Annotated in this window: 14 protein-coding genes and 3 pseudogenes; 16 read left to right on the top strand and 1 reads right to left on the bottom strand. The window is 42.8% G+C overall.

Translation table 11 applies throughout. The features are described from left to right. Positions 1 to 225 precede the first annotated feature (225 nt). The 7 genes and pseudogenes from ACLTOH_RS03985 to ACLTOH_RS03955 all read left to right on the top strand — a co-directional run bounded on the left by ACLTOH_RS03985 (position 226) and on the right by ACLTOH_RS03955 (position 4,630). Positions 226 to 1,086 carry a hypothetical protein gene (locus ACLTOH_RS03985; RefSeq protein WP_337630673.1) on the top strand — a complete coding sequence of 287 codons (861 nt, stop codon included), beginning with the start codon at positions 226 to 228 and terminating at the stop codon, positions 1,084 to 1,086. Beyond that, positions 1,086 to 1,292, top strand: a pseudogene (locus tag ACLTOH_RS03980) (hypothetical protein); the annotation flags it as partial. The gene ACLTOH_RS03985 and the pseudogene ACLTOH_RS03980, both read left to right, overlap by 1 nt. A 25-nt stretch (positions 1,293 to 1,317) precedes the next feature. Further along, a pseudogene (locus ACLTOH_RS03975) lies at positions 1,318 to 1,440 on the top strand (PEP-utilizing enzyme); the annotation flags it as partial. A gap of 11 nt (positions 1,441 to 1,451) precedes the next feature. Beyond that, positions 1,452 to 2,417, top strand: coding sequence for a PEP/pyruvate-binding domain-containing protein (locus ACLTOH_RS03970; RefSeq protein ID WP_412223427.1), 966 nt, complete (start codon positions 1,452 to 1,454; stop codon positions 2,415 to 2,417). 17 nt (positions 2,418 to 2,434) lie between these two features. Beyond that, entirely contained in the window at positions 2,435 to 3,280 is an 846-nt protein-coding gene (locus ACLTOH_RS03965) for a hypothetical protein (RefSeq protein ID WP_337630677.1), read from the top strand. A gap of 127 nt (positions 3,281 to 3,407) precedes the next feature. Then, the gene (locus ACLTOH_RS03960; RefSeq protein ID WP_412223425.1) at positions 3,408 to 3,983 is read left to right on the top strand and encodes a cysteine hydrolase family protein; all 576 of its coding nucleotides are present in this window, start codon (positions 3,408 to 3,410) and stop codon (positions 3,981 to 3,983) included. Positions 3,984 to 4,147: 164 nt separating this feature from the next. Beyond that, complete coding sequence (locus tag ACLTOH_RS03955) at positions 4,148 to 4,630, top strand: hypothetical protein (RefSeq protein WP_412223422.1); 483 nt, start codon at positions 4,148 to 4,150, stop codon at positions 4,628 to 4,630. Here ACLTOH_RS03955 and ACLTOH_RS03950 read toward each other — a convergent pair whose 3' ends face one another. After that, on the bottom strand, positions 4,631 to 6,082 hold the full coding sequence (locus tag ACLTOH_RS03950; RefSeq protein ID WP_412223421.1) for an IS5 family transposase: 1,452 nt from the start codon (positions 6,080 to 6,082) through the stop codon (positions 4,631 to 4,633). 449 nt (positions 6,083 to 6,531) lie between these two features. On the opposite strand from ACLTOH_RS03950, the gene ACLTOH_RS03945 reads away from it, so the two are divergent. The 9 genes and pseudogenes from ACLTOH_RS03945 (at position 6,532) to ACLTOH_RS03905 (ending at position 18,907) form a co-directional block, all read left to right on the top strand. Then, positions 6,532 to 9,021, top strand: coding sequence for a DEAD/DEAH box helicase (locus tag ACLTOH_RS03945; RefSeq protein ID WP_337413129.1), 2,490 nt, complete (start codon positions 6,532 to 6,534; stop codon positions 9,019 to 9,021). A 165-nt stretch (positions 9,022 to 9,186) separates the two neighbouring features. Continuing rightward, positions 9,187 to 9,999 (top strand): polysaccharide deacetylase family protein, encoded by an 813-nt coding sequence (locus ACLTOH_RS03940; protein WP_337413128.1) that lies wholly within the window; start codon positions 9,187 to 9,189, stop codon positions 9,997 to 9,999. A 227-nt stretch (positions 10,000 to 10,226) separates the two neighbouring features. Beyond that, positions 10,227 to 11,786, top strand: coding sequence for an NAD(P)/FAD-dependent oxidoreductase (locus tag ACLTOH_RS03935; protein WP_337413127.1), 1,560 nt, complete (start codon positions 10,227 to 10,229; stop codon positions 11,784 to 11,786). Beyond that, positions 11,779 to 12,762: pseudogene (locus ACLTOH_RS03930) on the top strand (NAD(P)/FAD-dependent oxidoreductase); the annotation flags it as partial. The gene ACLTOH_RS03935 and the pseudogene ACLTOH_RS03930, both read left to right, overlap by 8 nt. Next, on the top strand, positions 12,743 to 13,159 hold the full coding sequence (locus tag ACLTOH_RS03925; RefSeq protein ID WP_412223419.1) for a DUF1667 domain-containing protein: 417 nt from the start codon (positions 12,743 to 12,745) through the stop codon (positions 13,157 to 13,159). The pseudogene ACLTOH_RS03930 and the gene ACLTOH_RS03925, both read left to right, overlap by 20 nt. 123 nt (positions 13,160 to 13,282) lie before the next feature. Further along, entirely contained in the window at positions 13,283 to 14,806 is a 1,524-nt protein-coding gene (gene glpK / locus ACLTOH_RS03920) for a glycerol kinase GlpK (protein ID WP_412223418.1), read from the top strand. Positions 14,807 to 14,971: 165 nt separating this feature from the next. Then, positions 14,972 to 16,600 carry a diguanylate cyclase domain-containing protein gene (locus ACLTOH_RS03915; protein WP_412223416.1) on the top strand — a complete coding sequence of 543 codons (1,629 nt, stop codon included), beginning with the start codon at positions 14,972 to 14,974 and terminating at the stop codon, positions 16,598 to 16,600. A 76-nt stretch (positions 16,601 to 16,676) separates the two neighbouring features. Next, positions 16,677 to 17,870, top strand: coding sequence for a pyridoxal phosphate-dependent aminotransferase (locus tag ACLTOH_RS03910; RefSeq protein ID WP_262593604.1), 1,194 nt, complete (start codon positions 16,677 to 16,679; stop codon positions 17,868 to 17,870). 176 nt (positions 17,871 to 18,046) lie between these two features. Continuing rightward, complete coding sequence (locus tag ACLTOH_RS03905) at positions 18,047 to 18,907, top strand: patatin family protein (RefSeq protein WP_320443435.1); 861 nt, start codon at positions 18,047 to 18,049, stop codon at positions 18,905 to 18,907.

Genomic DNA, 18,907 nt, shown 5'->3' with positions numbered 1-18,907 from the left:
CACAGATGTGTGGTTATATGCTCCTTCTTATATGGGATTGAAGTTCTTAAGAATCTTTTAGTTGCATCGATTAATGCTGCATTTACTGGTTTATGAAGGAGAAATTAGTAAAGATGAGAATAGTGGCGAGATGGGTAAAATGTACAGTATAAATTATGAGAATAGCGGAAAATATATTGACTCAGTATCAAATTATGGTATAATGAAATCAGAAAGGAGGTAGTCATGAATTATATAGATCAATTATCAAAAATGAATGATGAATTTGACAATCTTATGGTACAATTTGAATCCGAGTATTCAATTGAAAAGATTGTAGATGTGGTGAAGAAAATACCTGTGGAGTTAAGAGAAAAATCCATAAATCAATACCAGATTATAATTCGGAAGAACAAATGGTATTATCCAAGTTTATGCGATGTGGCTGATTTGCATCAATTCATGGAACGTTGGAGCGAGGTTCACAAAGAATATTTTTCTTTCGCTAGACAAGTGTTTGAAGAATTTAGTAAGAATAATTGTTCTTTAGACTGTCTCACTACAAAGGAAATATTGGACGAGGCAATTAGATCCGAGACTATGAGAGGTTGGGTTGGCAAAAGGTCTCCTTCGGGTTTGGATGCCCTTTTGCGACAGCGAGAAGAGATATTTACTTCTAGCAATATAAATCTATCTATGGACGAGGTAGATAATATTCTTGATTATTGGGGATTATATCATGATAGTGAGCACTTGTCAGCCGAACATGAGTTGATTCAACTGATGACTTCCGAGGATTACCAGGAAAAAAGAAACGAGGTTTTACGAAACTTTTGCCAGTATAATCTGGATAATCTTTTGGAAAAAGAAGAGTCGATTAAAGAGTGTCGCAATGTGGTCTCTGAGGATAATTTTGCAGAAGAACAACCTATTCAAGGGGCGGAGATACTTGAAGAGATAAGGGCTTTAAATTATCTTAATTTGAGTCTTGAGGTTAAATACAGTTTCAAAGGATTTGCAGGCTTAATGCATATGCTCGTTTTCTATGCATGTAAGTTAAAGACTGGAACTGAAAACGTATATGAAATGCTGAATAAGCTTAATTGATGAAAGGAGAATTACATATGAAGGTGTTAAATTGTGAAACTTCAAGAGTTGCTTGCCATTCGACTGGAATGATTTCTGGTCGTGTTGTTATCGTAAGAGGTCATTTGGATTTGAAAAATGTTCATACAGGCGACATAATAGTTGCTAAGCAGACAGACGTCAATTATACACCGCAGATGCTGATTGCTTCGGCCATCATAACAGAAGAGGGGGGGAAGATTTTCACATGCTGCGACCTTTGCCAGAGAGAATCATATCCCGTGTCTTGTTGGATGTGTAGGCGTTATGGCTAAATTGACAAATGGAGATGTTGTTACGATTGACACACATAATAAACTTATTAGCGTAGCCTAAAGGAGAATGATATGAACAAGAATATTGTTGTTCTGGAGAATCTTTTATATGATTCTCCAGAACTGGGAAATAAAGTGAAAAACACAGCTATCTTGAGTAGAGAAGGAATCCGGGTTCCCCGTAGCATAGGTTTGAAATATGACATGTATGTGGAACAAATGAAAGATATGATTCCGCACATCAAGGATATCATTGTAAAAACGGATGATTATAGTGTAATGGCTGAAGAAATCTATGATTTTATCGTTAATGAAAGTTTCAAATATGCGGAGGATGTCTCAAATGCGATTGTGGAATACATGCCTAATGCAAAGTATTTTGCCGTGCGTTCTTCTGGGGCACCTTTTGTAAAAGGAAAGGAATTAATTGAAGACTCCAGTGGAGTATCGCTGGCAGGACAGTATGAGTCTTATCTTGAGGTTCCTGTCGAACACATTTCCAAGGCGATTATGTGTTGTTATGCTTCGTTATTTTCTGAGCGAGTTCTCCGTGCGTTTGATGTAAAAAATGACTTAGCATATTTGGATAGTCGTATGAGCGTTTTGATTCAAGAAATGTTCTCATCTGATTTGTGCGCTGTTGTGATGACGAAGGATCCTGTAGAACTAGAAGAAGTCTTTGGAATTGAAATAACATATGGAGCTTGCGAGGCATTGGTTTCTGGAAAGGTGCAAGGAGATCTATTCCTTCTGAATAGGCGAAATGGTGGTATTCTTGATAGGCAGATTGGTTCTAAATCATTTTGTATGAATCTTAAACCGTTTGATGGAAATGCAGCAGATAATGTAATTATTACAGAGACTCCGGATTATGAAAAGTCGATGTTCTCTGCTTCTCAAGAAATTATTTCAAAAATATTTGATATTGGAATGAAGATTGAGAATATTTTTGGCACTCCCCAAGATATAGAATTGGTAGTATTTAATAATGATATTGGAGTTGTTCAGACAAGACCAATCACAGCGAGAAGCAGTTAGATAAGAAAGAGGTAAAAATGAATAGTATATTTGATGATACAATTGCGGGAGTTAAGGAACTGTTAAACAGTAGCCTGACCACGAAAGCTGATGCACAGGATTTAAGTGATAATATAGGTGTATCCGTTGCTACAATGTACAGATATAAAAAGGAGCCAGAGCTAATTCCGTTCGGGATATTGTTAAAGATTAAAGAGTACTTAGGACATCCTATTAACACTCCTGATTATGTCTTGAAAAGCCCAAACGACTTTGTTGTTGCAGAGGAGCGTAGATTGAGTTTTGAACAATCCTGCTCAGGAGGATCTAGATATGTTGTTACTCCTATTTTTAGTGTGAATAGTGAAACAGAAGAGTTTACCAGGGCTGTTGCAAAGTATGATTATCCAGAGGCAACAGACGAACAAATCGAAAATCTTGTAAAAATTCGGCGAAAACGATGTGTTGTTTACAAAAAAGGTGAGTACAAAAGTTTCGAACTAATAGATGCAAGTAAGTATAGAGATTTCTATTTGGGAGTCAATAGATTTTCCATGTTATCGCAGGAATGTATTAATCGCCAAGTTGATGAGCTGGTAAAAAGTACTCTGCTTTCAAATGTTGAAAGGAGGATTTATTTGTATAATACGCCAGAGCTACCAGTAGTTTCGTGCTATGAAGTCGATACAAAGAAAAAGGCTTTTTTGAAATGTGTTGTTCGTGCAGATGATTTTGTCACAGAGTATACCAATGAGAATTCGCCGGAATCAGCTACAGAGATAAAAAAGATGTTTGACAAATTTTATGAAACAAAGACAAATCTAGTGACTCCAGAGGATGTTATTGATTTCCTTAAAAACCCTATGAAGTATCCTTTATTCTAGCTTCCAAAGGCGTATATAGACATAGAATTTGTTTGGATGTGGTGTGATTTTTATGGAACAGCAGATGTACTGTTGGTTCTATTAAAATATTTTAATTTATAATAATAAATTTAAAGGAGGATTTGTAATGAGTAGTGCATTATTGTTAATTGATTTTATCAATGAGAATGTGAGTTTTGAGGGTAAGATGGCAAAAAAAGGCTATCCGGACTATTGTCAGAAGAACAATACCCTGAGTAATGCGAAGAAATTGTTGTCTAAATTTAGAGAAAGCAATAATTTAGTTGTGCATGTAAAGGTTGGATTTTCGGAAGATTATAAAGAGCAGCCAAAGCAATCGCCCTTATTTGGTGCCGCTGATAAATTTCAGGCATTTCAATTAGGCGGATATGGATGTGAGTTTTGCGAAGAACTTACGCCTAATGAAGACGAGCCAATTATTATCAAACATAGAGTAAGTGCATTTTTTGGTACTCCATTGGAATTGGTATTGAGAAATAATAATATTACAGATTTATATATTTGTGGAGTGGCTACAGATTTGGCAGTTCAGGCAGCGGCCAGAGATGCTCATGATAGAGACTTTGTAGTTCACGTTGTGGAGGACTGTTGTGGTGCGGCTAATGAATCGGATCACACTACTTCTTTATTTCCCTTAAAGAAGATTTCACATGTCATTACATTAAATGAAGTAGAGATTTAGTCCTTATTTTTTTAGAGGCAGGAAGTTGTTCCTGTCTCTTTTTGGTATCGGCAAGGGTAATAAAGTAAACGTCAAATCATGCGCCTTGTCGAACTGACTTTTTTATGCCAAACTCTAAAGAACACGAAAAAACTAATAGTTTTTTAGAGGAGGCTACTAAAGCAATGGTCGATCAGAAGAAGGAAGAAGCGGATCGGAAATATAAAGAATTACAGAAGAAGCTTGAAGAACAAGCAGAGACTAAGATAAATTTGGACAAAAAGCATACGACTGTAGAAGAAAAGCACACTGAAGTGGTTGTACAGAGGACGAAGCTTGAGAGCATGAAGAAAAATCTTGTAGAGAATATAGCTACTTTAAATGCACTTGATGAAAATATCAAGAAACTGGCTGATGCTATAACAGAGTTTACAACGACAAGGGCTTCGTTAGAAGAAAAATCTAAAAAGGCTCAAAACGCTTTTACAGAAGCAAATGCTAAAATTGAACCTGTGGAAAAAGAAATCCAAAAAGCAGAAACTTTATATAAAAAATCAGTAGATGCCGTTGTAAAGGGATTAAGGGATAACGGATTCGATTCAGAGGAACAGGCCAAGACACTTTTTCTGGATGAAGATGAAGTTAATGAATTAAATAGTGTCTGCTGATTAAGCAGATATCCGCAACTTCCAGCTCTTACATCTGTTCCAGTCATGCCAGAAGCGGAACAGATGTAAAAGAGCGTGAAGTATTCGCCTCTGAATCCTGAAAAGATTCGTCACGAATACAGATAATGCGATAGAAGTCAACTGCGTTTCTTCCAGTTTTGTGGTAATGCAACTCATACCATAACAACGTTTGCTCAGGCTGAAGGTGCGCTCCACTTCGATTCTATTGGTATTATCCTGATACTCCTGTTTTTTATCAACTTTTGCTGTAGCGCTTAGTCTGCCCAGCTTTGGACCTGATAACCGGATTCCGTGTTCCTTGCAATAGCTCCTGTTTTCCCTGGTCCGGTATATCTGATCTGCCAGAACACGTTCCGGATAATAACCGGTACGCTGTCTGAATCGTTCTATTGCTTCAATCAGGCAGGTACTCTCGTTGTATGCCTCGAAAGATATTTTTTCGATACGCCCATAACCTTCGCTGTCAAGACTGAGATCAAATTTTGCACCAAATTCAACAGGTGCTTTGACCTTACCTCTGACGATCGGCCGGAGCCATGGTTGCGAAATACTTACAATGCGATGCTCCACAGAATGGACTCTGTTATCATACATATACTGTTGCTGTTCATACAGCCTGATGATGGTAAGATACAGACCGATATCCTTACCTGTCATGGCGTATCCATCACTCATGAACTGTTCCAGATAGCCAAGATCTCTTTTCACGTAGCCAAGCTGTCTGCGGAGTGCGCTGCGGATTTTCTTTGCCGTGTGCTTTCTGCTCTTGGCAAATGCAAGATACTCTTTTCTGGCACGTTTGCGGTATCTTCTTGGCAACTTAAGACCATAACATTTACAAAAACAGTAAATCATGTTTTCCAGCTTTTCTCTTGCTTCGTTCAAAAGCGAGATGTCCTGCGGATAACGTATGTTTGCAGGTGCGCAGGTTGCATCAAGTGTCAGAGTCCCTTTGTTTGTATCTTCTTTTGCAGTACCATCATCACCGGATTTTCCTACGGATGGAGGAGTATGGTCATCTTTGTCATCCTCCTTGTGAGCAAGAAGATACTCATTTACTTCCATCAGCATATCTGCTGAAATGCGTTTACGGAAAAGAACCAGTGTACTTGCATCAAACGGAGCTTCTTCCCGAAAACCGGGAAGCCCGATAAAGTATTGCAGATACGGATTCTCAGCGATCTGTTCCACAAGCTCACGGTCGGAAAATTGGAACTTGGTCTGGATGATCAGGGCTCCTAATGCCATGCGAAGAGGCTTGGCAACATTACCCGTATCACTTGGAAACAGCTTGGCATATTTTACTTCGAATTCATCCCATGGGATTCGGTCAGCCAGTCTGACCCAGCGGTTATCCGGATTCATGTGGAGTCCCATAGGTTGGTTGAAATCGAGGAATGAATGCTGTAACTTGTCGATCGGTTTGTACATTGTTTTAGCCCCTTTATACTTAAAATCTGTAAGAAAACTGCAAGAAAAACGATTTGTTTTTGTCAAAATCCTTGCAATCATTATACCAGAAAATGGGGCAAAAGTCAGTAAAATCAAGTGTTTGCGGCTTAATCAGCAGACACTAATTAGAAATGAAAAAATAGAAGTTAGTCGTGCGAAGTTGTTGCGTGAGTTTCTCAGTAGAAGTTACTTATGCAGTCAACTTCAATCAACTTCCAATCAACCTGTGAAAACTTGTTCAAAATTTTTTGAAAAAAGTTTGTAAGAGATTGTCAGTTAATGCCATGTAGTAAGTAGAGGAACTTGCATAAGAAGTTCAAAATTCAGTCTTTTAGATGAAATAATTGCAATGAGCATAGTTATTATGACATCAAATCAATTGTAGAGGAATTGAAAGAACCAACAAAAATTGAAAGGGGTAAATACAAATGATTGATTTTACACAATTGGGAATAAATTCGATACAGAAACAAATAAATCCCAGAGATATTTTTATGGCATTGACTGGAAAAGATAATAAATATCAGTATCCTAGAGATGTGCAGGGAGAAGTATGGAAACAATGGTTCAATGTAAGACAAAATAAAGATACAATCATCAAGATGAATACGGGTAGTGGAAAAACTTTAGTTGCATTGCTGATTCTACAGAGTTGTTTGAATGAAGGCGTTGGACCTGCTTTATATGTTGTACCTGATAAGTTTTTAGTTGAACAGGTAAAGACACAAGCAGATGCATTAGGAATAAAAGTAACTGATACTGAAAACGATTTAGATTATCAACGGAAGAAAGCGATCCTTGTTATAGGAATACAGAAACTGGTAAATGGAAAAAGTATATTTGGTTTAAGAGAAGAAAATAACTATCCAATAGGAAGCGTTGTAATTGATGATATGCACGCGTGCATATCATGCATACAAGAACAGTTTTCTATTACTGTACCAAGAACGAACGTGCTATATAATCTTATTGCTAATCTATTTTATGATGACATGAATGCGCAGGCAGAAGGAAGATTTAATGAGATTGTCAATTCGCAGAATACATTTGACAACATGATGGTACCATTCTGGTCATGGCAAGAGAAAATTACGCAGGTTTATCAGATATTAGCTTCAAATAGAGAAAATGATGCAGTAAAGTTTAAGTTTGATTTGATAAAAGATTGTTTGAAATTGTCACATTGTTATATTTCTGCAAAAGAAATAAGCATAATTCCTAATTGCACACCTATACAAAAGATAACAAGTTTTGATGAGGCAAAACGCAGAATCTATATGAGTGCAACTTTACCAGATGATAGTCCTTTTTCAACTGTTATGGGGTTGGATTTTGATAAAAAAATGACAGTAATATCACCGGAGAAAGCAAACGATATTGGGGAGAGACTTATTGTAGTGCCCAAAATAATTAATAAAGATATTACTGAGTTTGAAGTTAGAAACGCAATCGCACAAAAGGCTGAGGATTATAATGTGGTTGTATTAGTGCCTTCATATGCAATGGCAGAATGTTGGAAATCACTAGGTGGAATTGTCCTTAATTCAAGCAATATTTCGCAAGGAATCGGATTAATTAAGAATAATGATAAGGGCTTGTATGTATTTGTCAATCGATACGATGGAATTGATTTGCCGGATGATGCATGTCGAATAATAGTTGTTGATGGTCTCCCTAATATTAGTAATATGAATGATAGGTATGAACAAGAGATTGTAAGAAAGAGTAAGCGGATTCAGAGAGAACAAATTCAACGAATAGAGCAAGGAATGGGACGTGGAGTAAGGTCAAGTAATGATTATTGCCTTGTATATTTATTGGGGAATCAATTAACAAATGTGTTATATTCTGATGATGGCTATGAATTTTTTAGCAATGCTACTAAGGCTCAGTTTAAGTTGTCGGAAAAAATGTGTGAACAGATTGAGGGGCAGACCATAGATGAGATTATGGAAATTGGAAATTATTTACTTGAAAGAAATTCCGATTGGGTTGAAGTATGTAAAAATGGTATTTCATCTGTAGAATATGTTAAGACTATAAATGTGAGTAAGTATGCTGTGGCAATAAGAAAAGCATTCAATTATGCCTTATATGGAGATTATCAGAAGGCTGCAAGCATGATTACTGAATTGGTCAATGATGAAGATAACGTAAGGTTAAAAGGATACTATAAACAGATGCTTGCTGAATACACCAATTTTTTTGACAAAAACAGTGCACAACAGATTTTGAAATCCGCCAAAAAGGATAATATGGAGATATTGAATCCAATAGAAGGAATTCAATTTTCTAAGTTTGCTATTGCTAATTCTAGTCAGACACAGATTATTATAGAAAATATAAATCAAAGACAATTAGATGCAAATAAACTTGTTTTATATGCAGACACAATACTTGGAGATTTGAAATTTGAAAAGGATACTTCGAAAAGGTTTGAAAATGCAATAAGAGACGTTTTTGAAATGATCGGTTATAATGCAAGACAACCAGAGAGAGAGGTTGGTAAAGGACCAGACGATTTTGTGATGCTTGGTACAGGTGACTATCTTGTAATTGAATGCAAAAATGAAACAATTACAGATACTATTTGCAAGCATGATTGTAATCAACTGATGGGGTCATTTTCGTGGTTTAACAATTTATATCAAGATCAAGAGATAAGTTGTGTTCCTATTATGATTCACAATAGTAATATATTTACTTATGAATGTTCTCCTTCACCACAAATAAAGATAATGACACCTACATTATTAAATAAATTTAAAGAGAATGTTAGAAAGTGTATAGTAGCAATTGCTCAGCCTAATAATTTTAAGAATGTCCAAAATATGTTTAATATTATTAAAACATATAAGTTGGACAAGGATGTGATTGTTCAAGAGTATACAACTTCTTATCAGATTAAGCAGCGGTAATATCTGCTGATTTTAAGTATTGATAATGGAAAAGTATTGTATATGAGGAGAGATTCTTATCAGTTGCAAAATCGTTCCGGTCGTAATATGATGAAAACATGTGGGTTGAAAATCACCATATTTTTTAAACCACAATAGAAATTACAGTAGAAAAGGATGGAAAAGATGAAAGTATATACTTGTTTTCCCGGTGGAAAAGCCAAAGCATTGACCATGAGTTATGATGACGGTAAGGTACAGGACAGACGCCTGATCGACATTTTCAATAAATATGGTATCAAAGGAACGTTTAATCTGAATTACGGTCAGGTGGGAGAACGCCCCCGCATGACTTTTGAAGAAATGGAAGGGCTGTATGCGGGACATGAGATCGCAACACATACCATGACTCATCCCACCATCGAGAGATGTCCGTTAGTGGAAGTGGCACAGGAGCTTCTGGAGGATCGGAAAGGTCTGGAGAAATGGACAGGACAGATCGTCAGGGGACATGCGTATCCCAACGGTTCTTACAGCGAGGAGATCAAACAGCTGTACCGTCAGTTGGGCGTGGCTTATGCCAGAGTGGTAGAGACGGTTCCGGATTTTGCGCTGCCAAAGGATCCGTTGGAGTGGCATGCTACCTGCCATCATAATGATCCGAAGCTGATGGAGTACGCGGAATTTTTCGCTGATTTCAAGAAGAGCCAGTACCTGAAGTTGATGTACGTCTGGGGGCACAGCTACGAGTTCGATAATAATGACAACTGGGATGTGATCGAGAACTTCTGTAAATACATGGGCGGCAGAGACGACATCTGGTACGCCACCAACATCGAGATCATTGATTACATGGATGCAGCAAAACGTTTACAGTTCTCTGCGGATTACGAAAAGGTATATAACCCCAATGCCTGCAGCGTATGGCTGCAGTTAAACAGCGACAAGTGCGTGGAGATCGAGGGCGGAACCCTGGTGGATCTGAATACATTGTTATAAGAGAAAACTGACCGGACAGCGATTGCTGTCCGGTTTTTTCGACTACATTTTACACAGAGTGTTGCTGGTTTTCGGTCGTGTTTTCCCGCAGAATATGGTAAAATAAATAGCAAAGAGACATTTGCGACAAATAAAAAATGGACATTCATAAAGAGAAAACGGATATTCAGAAGGTAAAGGTGGACATTCAAATATAAATGTAAACATAGGAAAGGCAGGGCGAGGTTATGAAGGATTATGATGTGATCATTATCGGCGCCGGAGTCAGTGGCTGCGCCATTGCCAGGGAACTGGCGAAGGGAAAGCTAAGGATCGCTGTACTGGAGGCGAAAAGTGATGTCTGCGAAGGTACTTCTAAAGCCAACAGCGGTATCGTGCATGCGGGGTATGATGCAGTACCGGGGACTCTCAAGGCACAGTTAAACGTCCGGGGCAATGAAATGATGGAGGAACTGTCGAAGAAGCTGGACTTCCCGTTCCGCAGGAACGGATCCCTGGTGTTATGCTTTGAAGAAGATGCCATGTCCGGTCTGGAAGAACTGTATCGGCGAGGCATGGAGAACGGGGTAAAAGAATTGAAGCTTTTGTCCCCGGAGGAAGTCTGGGGAATGGAGCCGGCGGTGTCCCGTGACATCGTAGGAGCCCTGTATGCACCCACCGGTGGTATCGTCTGTCCCTTCGGACTGAACATTGCACTGGCGGAGAATGCAGCGGAGAATGGTGTGGAGTTCTATCGGAACCATAAGGTGACATCCATTGTGGAACAGAGACCGGTATGGAGTGAGAATCCACCCGAGAAAGAAGGCCGGATGTATCAGGTACAGGCGGATGGAGAGATGTTCCTTGCTCCCATCGTTATCAATGCGGCAGGTGTCTATGCGGATGAGATCCATAACATGATCTGTGAAGACAGGATCCGTATTGTCCCCAGAAGAGGTGAGTACCGTCTTATGGACAAAAATTGCGGTAATCTGGTGAATTCCACCGTTTTCCAACTCCCGTCCAAAATGGGAAAAGGGATCCTCGTTACTCCCACGGTACACGGCAATTTACTGGTAGGTCCCACAGCGGAAGATATTCCTGACAAAGAAGATGTAGATACGACAGCAGAAGGACTGACGAAGGTTCTGAATCTGGGAAGTAACAGTGTGGACGCGCTGGACGGCAGACAGACCATCACCTCTTTTGCCGGACTGCGAGCTCATCTGGTACACGAAGCTCCTGCGGAAAAATCGGATTTCCTTATTGAAGAGGCAGCAGGGCATCCCGGGTTCATCGATGTGGCAGGTATTGAATCTCCGGGACTGACCAGTGCACCGGCAATCGGTGAGTATGTGGCACAGATTGTTGAAAATATTTATCCCGCAGAACGTAAGTCGGATTTTATAGATACCAGAAAAGGCATTCCCAGCATGGCACTTGCCACGGAAGAGGAGAGAGAAGTCCTGATCCGGGAAAATCCCGCATTTGCCAATGTGATCTGCCGTTGTGAACTGGTGACGGAAGGTGAAATTCTGGAAGCCATTCACCGTCCGGTGGGAGCGACGACCTTGGATGGTGTCAAACGCCGCACCAGAGCCGGCATGGGAAGATGCCAGGCGGGATTCTGTTCCCCGAAGACGCTGGAGATACTGTCGAGAGAACTGCACCTTGATCCGGCACAGATCACTAAGGAAGGAACCGGCTCAGAGATTCTGACCGGTAAAAATAAAGACACCGCACCCGGAGAGGGCGGAACATGGAAGAGGACACAGGCACCTGTCGGAAAGGAGGCACTCCATGAGTAAACGCACAGAAGACATCGTCATCATCGGAGGAGGTCCTGCGGGACTGGCGGCAGCGCTGTCTGCGAGAAAGGCAGGCTGTGAAAAGGTGCTGATCCTGGAACGGGACAGAGAACTCGGTGGTATCCTGAACCAGTGCATTCACAACGGATTCGGACTGCATACTTTTAAGGAAGAACTGACCGGACCGGAATATGCGGAACGATATATTGATATGGCGGCAGAGGCACAGATCCCGTACCTGCTGAATACCATGGTGACCAATATTGAATTGCTTTCCGACGGACGCAAAAAAGTCACTGCCATGAATAAAGAGGATGGACTACTGGAGATAGAGACGGAAACAGTAATCCTGGCAATGGGCTGCAGAGAGCGTTCCCGCGGCGCACTGAATATCCCCGGCAGCAGACCCGCAGGGATCTACAGCGCCGGAACCGCCCAGTATTACGTGAATATCAGGGGACGTATGCCCGGTAAAAATGTGGTGATCCTCGGTTCCGGAGATATCGGCCTGATCATGGCGAGACGTATGGTGCTCGAGGGCGCAAAGGTACAGTGTGTGGCAGAACTCCGCCCACAGAGCGGCGGCCTGAAGCGTAATATTGTACAGTGTCTGGATGATTTCAATATTCCTTTATACCTGAATACTACAGTAGCTAAGATTCATGGCAAAGACCGTGTGGAAGGTGTGACCCTCACGAAAGTGGATGACAACGGAAGACCGATCCCCGGTTCGGAATGGGATGTGCCTTGCGATACCTTGCTATTATCCTGCGGGCTGATCCCGGAGAACGAACTGACCAGGGGCTTAGGAGCGGATATGGACGGCAAGACCGGAGGACCGGTAGTGGGAGAGAATCTGGAGTGCAGTATCCCCGGCGTCTTCGCCTGCGGCAATGTGCTCCACGTCCATGAACTGGTAGACCATGTATCCGCAGAAGCGGAAAAGGCTGGAAACTATGCAGTGGAATATATTCGGCAGAAAAGAGGGTGAGACGATGGCAGAGAAGAACACAACACAAAGAGAACTGACCTGTATCTGCTGCCCGGTGGGGTGTGCTCTGACTGTGACTATAGAAGGTGACAATAGTGTCACAGTGACCGGCAACCGGTGCCCCAGAGGGGCGGCTTACGGAGAAAAAGAAGTCACGAATCCTACCCGGATCGTCACCTCCACCGTGCGTGTGGAAGGGTATCCGGACACAGTAGTATCCGTGAAGACGGCTTCCGATATTCCCAAAGGCAGGATCGATGACTGCATGAAAGCCCTGGCAGATGTCACTGCGGCTGCACCCATTCATGTAGGAGATGTCATTGTGGAAAACGTAGCTGACACGGGTGTCAATATAGTGGCAACCCGGTCGTTTCGTGGGTGACAGAGGACAGAACTATTGAGAATAGAGCATATTTGGGGCAATGGACACAATATATTCCAATGACACGATTGGGATATGCTATGGGCAGAGCCTGGAACGAACAACGGGAGGTTACATAACACAATGGGAGATACACATAACACACAGAAAAAGACATACATCATGGCACTGGATCAGGGAACCACGAGTTCCCGCTGTATCCTGTTTGATAAACAGGGAAATATCTGTTCCATGGCACAAAAAGAATTCACACAGATCTATCCCCAGCCAGGCTGGGTAGAGCATAACCCTATGGAAATCTGGTCCTCCCAGCTGGGAGTGGCCATTGAAAGTATGGCAGTGCTGGGTATCACCGATGACCAGATCGAGGCCATTGGCATCACCAACCAGCGGGAAACCACGATTATCTGGGATAAAAATACCGGCGAACCTGTATACAATGCTATTGTATGGCAGTGCCGCCGTACTTCCGATATGATTGAGGAACTGAAAAAAGACGGCTTTGATCAGATCATCCGGAAGAAGACCGGCTTGATCCCGGATGCTTATTTCAGTGCTTCCAAGATTGCCTGGATCCTGAATAATGTACCCGGTGTCAGAGAACGGGCAGAGCGGGGAGAATTGCTTTTCGGTACGGTAGATACCTGGCTGATCTGGAATCTGACCAAGGGTGCCGTACATGTAACGGATTATACCAATGCTTCCCGGACCATGCTTTTCGATATTCATAATCTCTGCTGGGATCAGGAGATCCTGAAGCGCTTCAATATCCCGGAGAGTCTGCTGCCGAAGGTGTGCTGTTCCAGTGAGATCTACGGCAGGACCGATGCTTCTGTACTGGGCGGTGAGATTCCCATTGCCGGCGCAGCGGGAGACCAGCAGGCAGCGTTGTTCGGACAATGCTGTTTTGAACAGGGAGAAGTGAAAAACACTTACGGGACCGGCTGCTTCTTATTAATGAATACCGGACACGAAGCCATTACTTCCCAATCCGGTCTGCTGACTACCATTGCAGCCAGCACTACAAAAAATGTGGAGTATGCCCTGGAGGGCAGCGTGTTCGTAGCCGGTGCCGGGATTCAGTGGCTTCGTGACAGTATGCGTATGCTCAAGACCTCTGCACAGTCCCAGGAGTATGCAGAGCATGTGCCGGATACCGCAGGGGTCTATATTGTTCCGGCATTTGCGGGCATGGGAGCTCCTTACTGGGACCAGTATGCCAGAGGAACCATCGTCGGCATTACCAGAGGCTGTACCAAGGAACATTTCATCCGAGCCACGCTGGAATCTATTGCATACCAGACGGCAGATGTGCTGGAAGCCATGGAGAAGGACAGCGGCATTGACTTAAAGAGTCTGAAAGTAGACGGCGGCGCCAGTGCCAATGATTTCCTTATGCAGTTCCAGGCGGATATCGTCAACACCCAGGTACGCCGTCCGGCATGTATCGAGACGACTGCTCTGGGAGCGGCTTATCTGGCAGGACTTGCGGTAGGCTATTGGAAGAATCGTGATGAGATCCGTGAGAACTGGCAGATCGGAGCATCCTTTGCACCGGAAATGGATGAAGAAGACTGCAAGAAACTGTTAAAGGGCTGGCATCGTGCGGTGAAATGTGCTCTTGCATGGGCAGAGGATGAAATCTAAATAAAACCTTAATTTTTTACGGGTGACGTGTATTTTTGGCGGAGCAATCTTGTAAAGTGACAAAGTACTGTGGTATGATAACTATTTAGAATACCATGGCTGTTTATGATGGCCTCTGACAGGGGATGATCAATGACAGCTTGGGGATTCCGGAAAGGAACCGGCATGGATTTAAAGGGTTTACCACAGACCGTTCAAAATTTCATAGAGGAAACCATCCAAAACCGGGAAAACGGTAAATTTCCGGACAACGAGACCTGTCAGAAAGTGATGGAATATGCAGCAGACACCGGCTCACAGAAGCTGGCCGGCCTGGGGCTTTATTATCTTGCAGAATATTATTGGCAGAACGACCAGTATGAAAACACCTTGCAATGTCTGACAGAGAGTATCGGTTATCTGAAAAATGAGCAGATGTATGAACTGCTGGCCAGAACCTATAATATGATGGGAGCGGTGTCCGATCGGAAGAACAACCGGATGGTGGCCTTAAGTTCCTATTATAACTGCCTTCAATATGCGGAAAAATACCATTTTTATTATATCCAGGGCATGGCGGAGAGTAATATTGCCTATACCCTGGTCAGGATGCGCCTGCGGCAGGAGGCGATACAGCATTACCGTACAGCAATCGACTCCTATAGTAAGTCAGAGAAAACATATCAGCTGAATTATAACAGGATCAACTGTATGATCGAATGTGGCTGCTGTCACATGTATATGGGAGAAATGGAAGAGGCTTTACGGCTTTGGAATCAAATAGAACAGATCATCAGAGAGGCACCGGAAAGCTATTATTCGAAAATAACATTAGAAATGTATCGTATTTCCTGCGAATTATTACAAGGGCATGAGGAAGAGGCTTTAAAGCTTGCAGCAGATCTTCTGGAGCAATTGTCAGACCGGGATGTTTTTGAAGAGATCATGGATGAACTGGTGATCCTGGCGGGAATCCTGGCAATCCTGCCTGATGGAAAATATCTGGAAGAATTGATCCGGATCATTGATGAAAAGCATATCGAAGAGCATTATAATATTTTCCTAGACCTGTATCCTTTCAAGAGTGAACTTCTGCAGAAGAAGGGTCTCACCTGGGAATACATAGATTATACCCGCCAGTATTTTGATATTTATGAGAAATACCAACAGGAAAACAGAGAAGCGCTGATCAATGTCATAGAATTGCAGAACCGGCTGAAAAACGTTACGTTGGACTGGACGAACATGAAAGCTTCCAACCGGGAGCTGGAAAGTCTGGCTATGCATGATGAACTGACGGGACTGGCAAACCGGACCTTTTTACATGAACACTTTACGAGCAGTTTTGAACATGCCTATGAGGAACATGAGCTCATGGGAGTAGAACTCATGGATATTGATTTCTTCAAGGAATACAACGATCATTACGGACATTTGGCCGGAGATCAGTGCCTGAAAGCGATTGCCGGAGTTCTGCGGAAACAGCAGGTTCCGGGTAAGATTTTCTGTGCCAGATACGGTGGGGATGAATTTATGATCCTCTATACAGGAATGACGGTGGAGAAGATACGAAGAGTGGCGGAAGATATTTTGAGGGAAGTCCGCAAATTGAAACTTCCCCATGAATGCAGTAATTGCAGCAACTATGTATCGGTAAGCCAGGGAGTATTTGTGCGGATTCCGGTGGGCAATAACAAGGAATGGGATTTCACATCAAGAGCGGATGATCTTCTCTATAAGGCCAAAAGCTGTGGAAGAAACAGTATCTGTCTGTCCACGGAAAGGTTCAGAGATAAGTTTATAGAGATCAAATAAACAGCGCAGAATCAAATTTGAAATTTGATTTGCGATTCCTCCGACGAAAGGAATCGTCTGCGGAAAGGAGATTAGTATGTTAGTTCAGAAATATAAAGACATGCTGTCGGGAAAATCGGTGATCCGCCAGCTTTCGGAATTTGCTACGGCAAGAGGACAGGAGATCGGATACGAGAACGTATTTGATTACAGCCTGGGGAATCCTTCCGTTCCGGTTCCCAGAGAATTTACAGATCGTATGATCCATATGCTGGCAACGAAGGAACCGTTGGAACTGCATGGCTACAGTCCCAGCCTCGGTATTACAAGTGTCAGGGAGGCAATTGCGGAGAACCTGGAGAAAAGGTTTGGGCTGCCTTATCGTAAGGAGCACATTTTCATGGCATCCGGGGCGGCAGGAGCGCTGGCACATGCTTTTCGTCTGGTGACGGAGCCGGGAGATGAGATCCTGACTTTTGCACCGTTTTTCCCGGAATATCATCCGTATGTGGATCTCACCGGAGCGGTACTGAAGGTGGTTCCCCCCAATCTGGAGAACTTCCAGATCAACTTCGAGGCGTTTGAGGAGATGCTGACGGAGAAGGTCAAGGCAGTACTGATCAATACTCCCAACAACCCCTCCGGTGTGGTATATTCCACCCCGACATTGCAGAGACTGGCAGATATCCTGAGCGAAAAGTCCAAGGAATACGGTCATATTATTTATCTGATCTCTGATGAACCTTATCGTGAGATTGTGTTTGAAGGTGTAGACAGTCCCTGCGTATCCTATTTTTATGACAATACCATCATGTGCTATTCTTTCTCCAAATCCCTGTCTCTGCCGGGAGAGCGTATCGGTTATGTGGCAGTGAACCCGGCATGTGAGGATGCGGAGACCATGATCAATATGTGCGGACAGATCTCCCGGGGTATCGGACACAACTGTCCTCCTTCCATTATCCAGCTGGCAGTGGCACAGGTACTGGATAAGACAGCGGATCTGTCGGTGTATGAGACGAATATGAATATCCTGTATAAAGAACTGACCGAGCTGGGATTCACCTGCGTGAAGCCCGGCGGAACCTTCTACATTTTCCCGAAAGCGCTGGAAGAGGATGCCAAGGTATTCAGCCAGAAAGCATTGAAATATGATCTCGTTCTGGTACCGGGTGATAGCTTTGGTGCACCCGGATATTTCCGTATGGCCTACTGTGTGGACACCGAAAAAGTGGAGAGATCTCTGGAAGCTTTGCGTAAGTTCGTAAAGACCGAGTATGCAACTATCTAGAGTCACACAGCATATCGAAAAGCGAATCGTGCTTGCACGAATGAGCCTTTCGATATGCTGATGTGACGAAACAACCACATGAGCAAATAACAAGAGAACTTGTTATTCAGGAAAGCATCGCAGATGCGATTTTGCGAATGGGGTTCTGGATAGTTGCAGAAGCAGAAAGGAGAGTAATGAGAATGTATCAGGCAGGACTGGTATTGGAAGGCGGCGGAATGAAGGGTGTATACACCGCCGGCGTACTGGACTTTTTTACAGAAAAGGGAATTGATTTTTCCCACATCTACGGAGTATCCGCCGGTGCATGCCATATGTGCAGCTACCTGTCCAGACAAAAGGGACGGGCGCTGAGTGTCAGTGTGGATTATCTGGATACGAGACGGTATTGCAGCCTGGAAAGCTTATTGACCAGCGGAGATTTGTTCAATGTGGATTTCTGTTATCACCTGATTCCGGATTACCTGTATCCGTATGATTACGATACCTTTGAAAAATATCCCGGCAAGGCCTACAGCGTGGTGACCAACATCGAGACGGGACAGCCGGAGTATCTGCGTGTCCGTGATATCCGCAAGGATATCGACAAGATCCGGGCATCCGCATCCCTGCCGCTGGTGGCACGGAATGTGAAGATCGATGGGAAGCTGTATCTGGATGGTGGCATCAGCGATGCCATTCCTCTGGAGAAATCTATTCTGGACGGCAACCGGAAGAACATCTTGGTCATGACCAAAGAGGTGGGATTCGTGAGAAAGCCAGCATCTGCGTCACAGCTGGGACTCATAAAACTCAGATACCTGAAATATCCTAAAGTATATGAACTCATGGCAGACCGACATATCCGTTATAACGAGTGCCTGGATTATATTGACAGACAGGAGAAAAACGGTCAGGCTTTCGTGATCAGACCTCATAAGAAGAGTGATGTGGGACGGATAGAGAAAGACAAGGACAAACTGATCGCATTATATGAAGAGGGCTATCAGGAAGCAGAGAACTGCTATGAAGATCTGCTGGCATATCTCGAAAAATAA

This window comes from Waltera sp. (assembly GCF_046969025.1).
Lineage (GTDB): Bacteria > Bacillota > Clostridia > Lachnospirales > Lachnospiraceae > Acetatifactor > Acetatifactor acetigignens.
The sequence above is the reverse complement of the archived record's forward strand: the minus strand, read 5'-3'. Positions and strand labels throughout refer to the sequence as shown.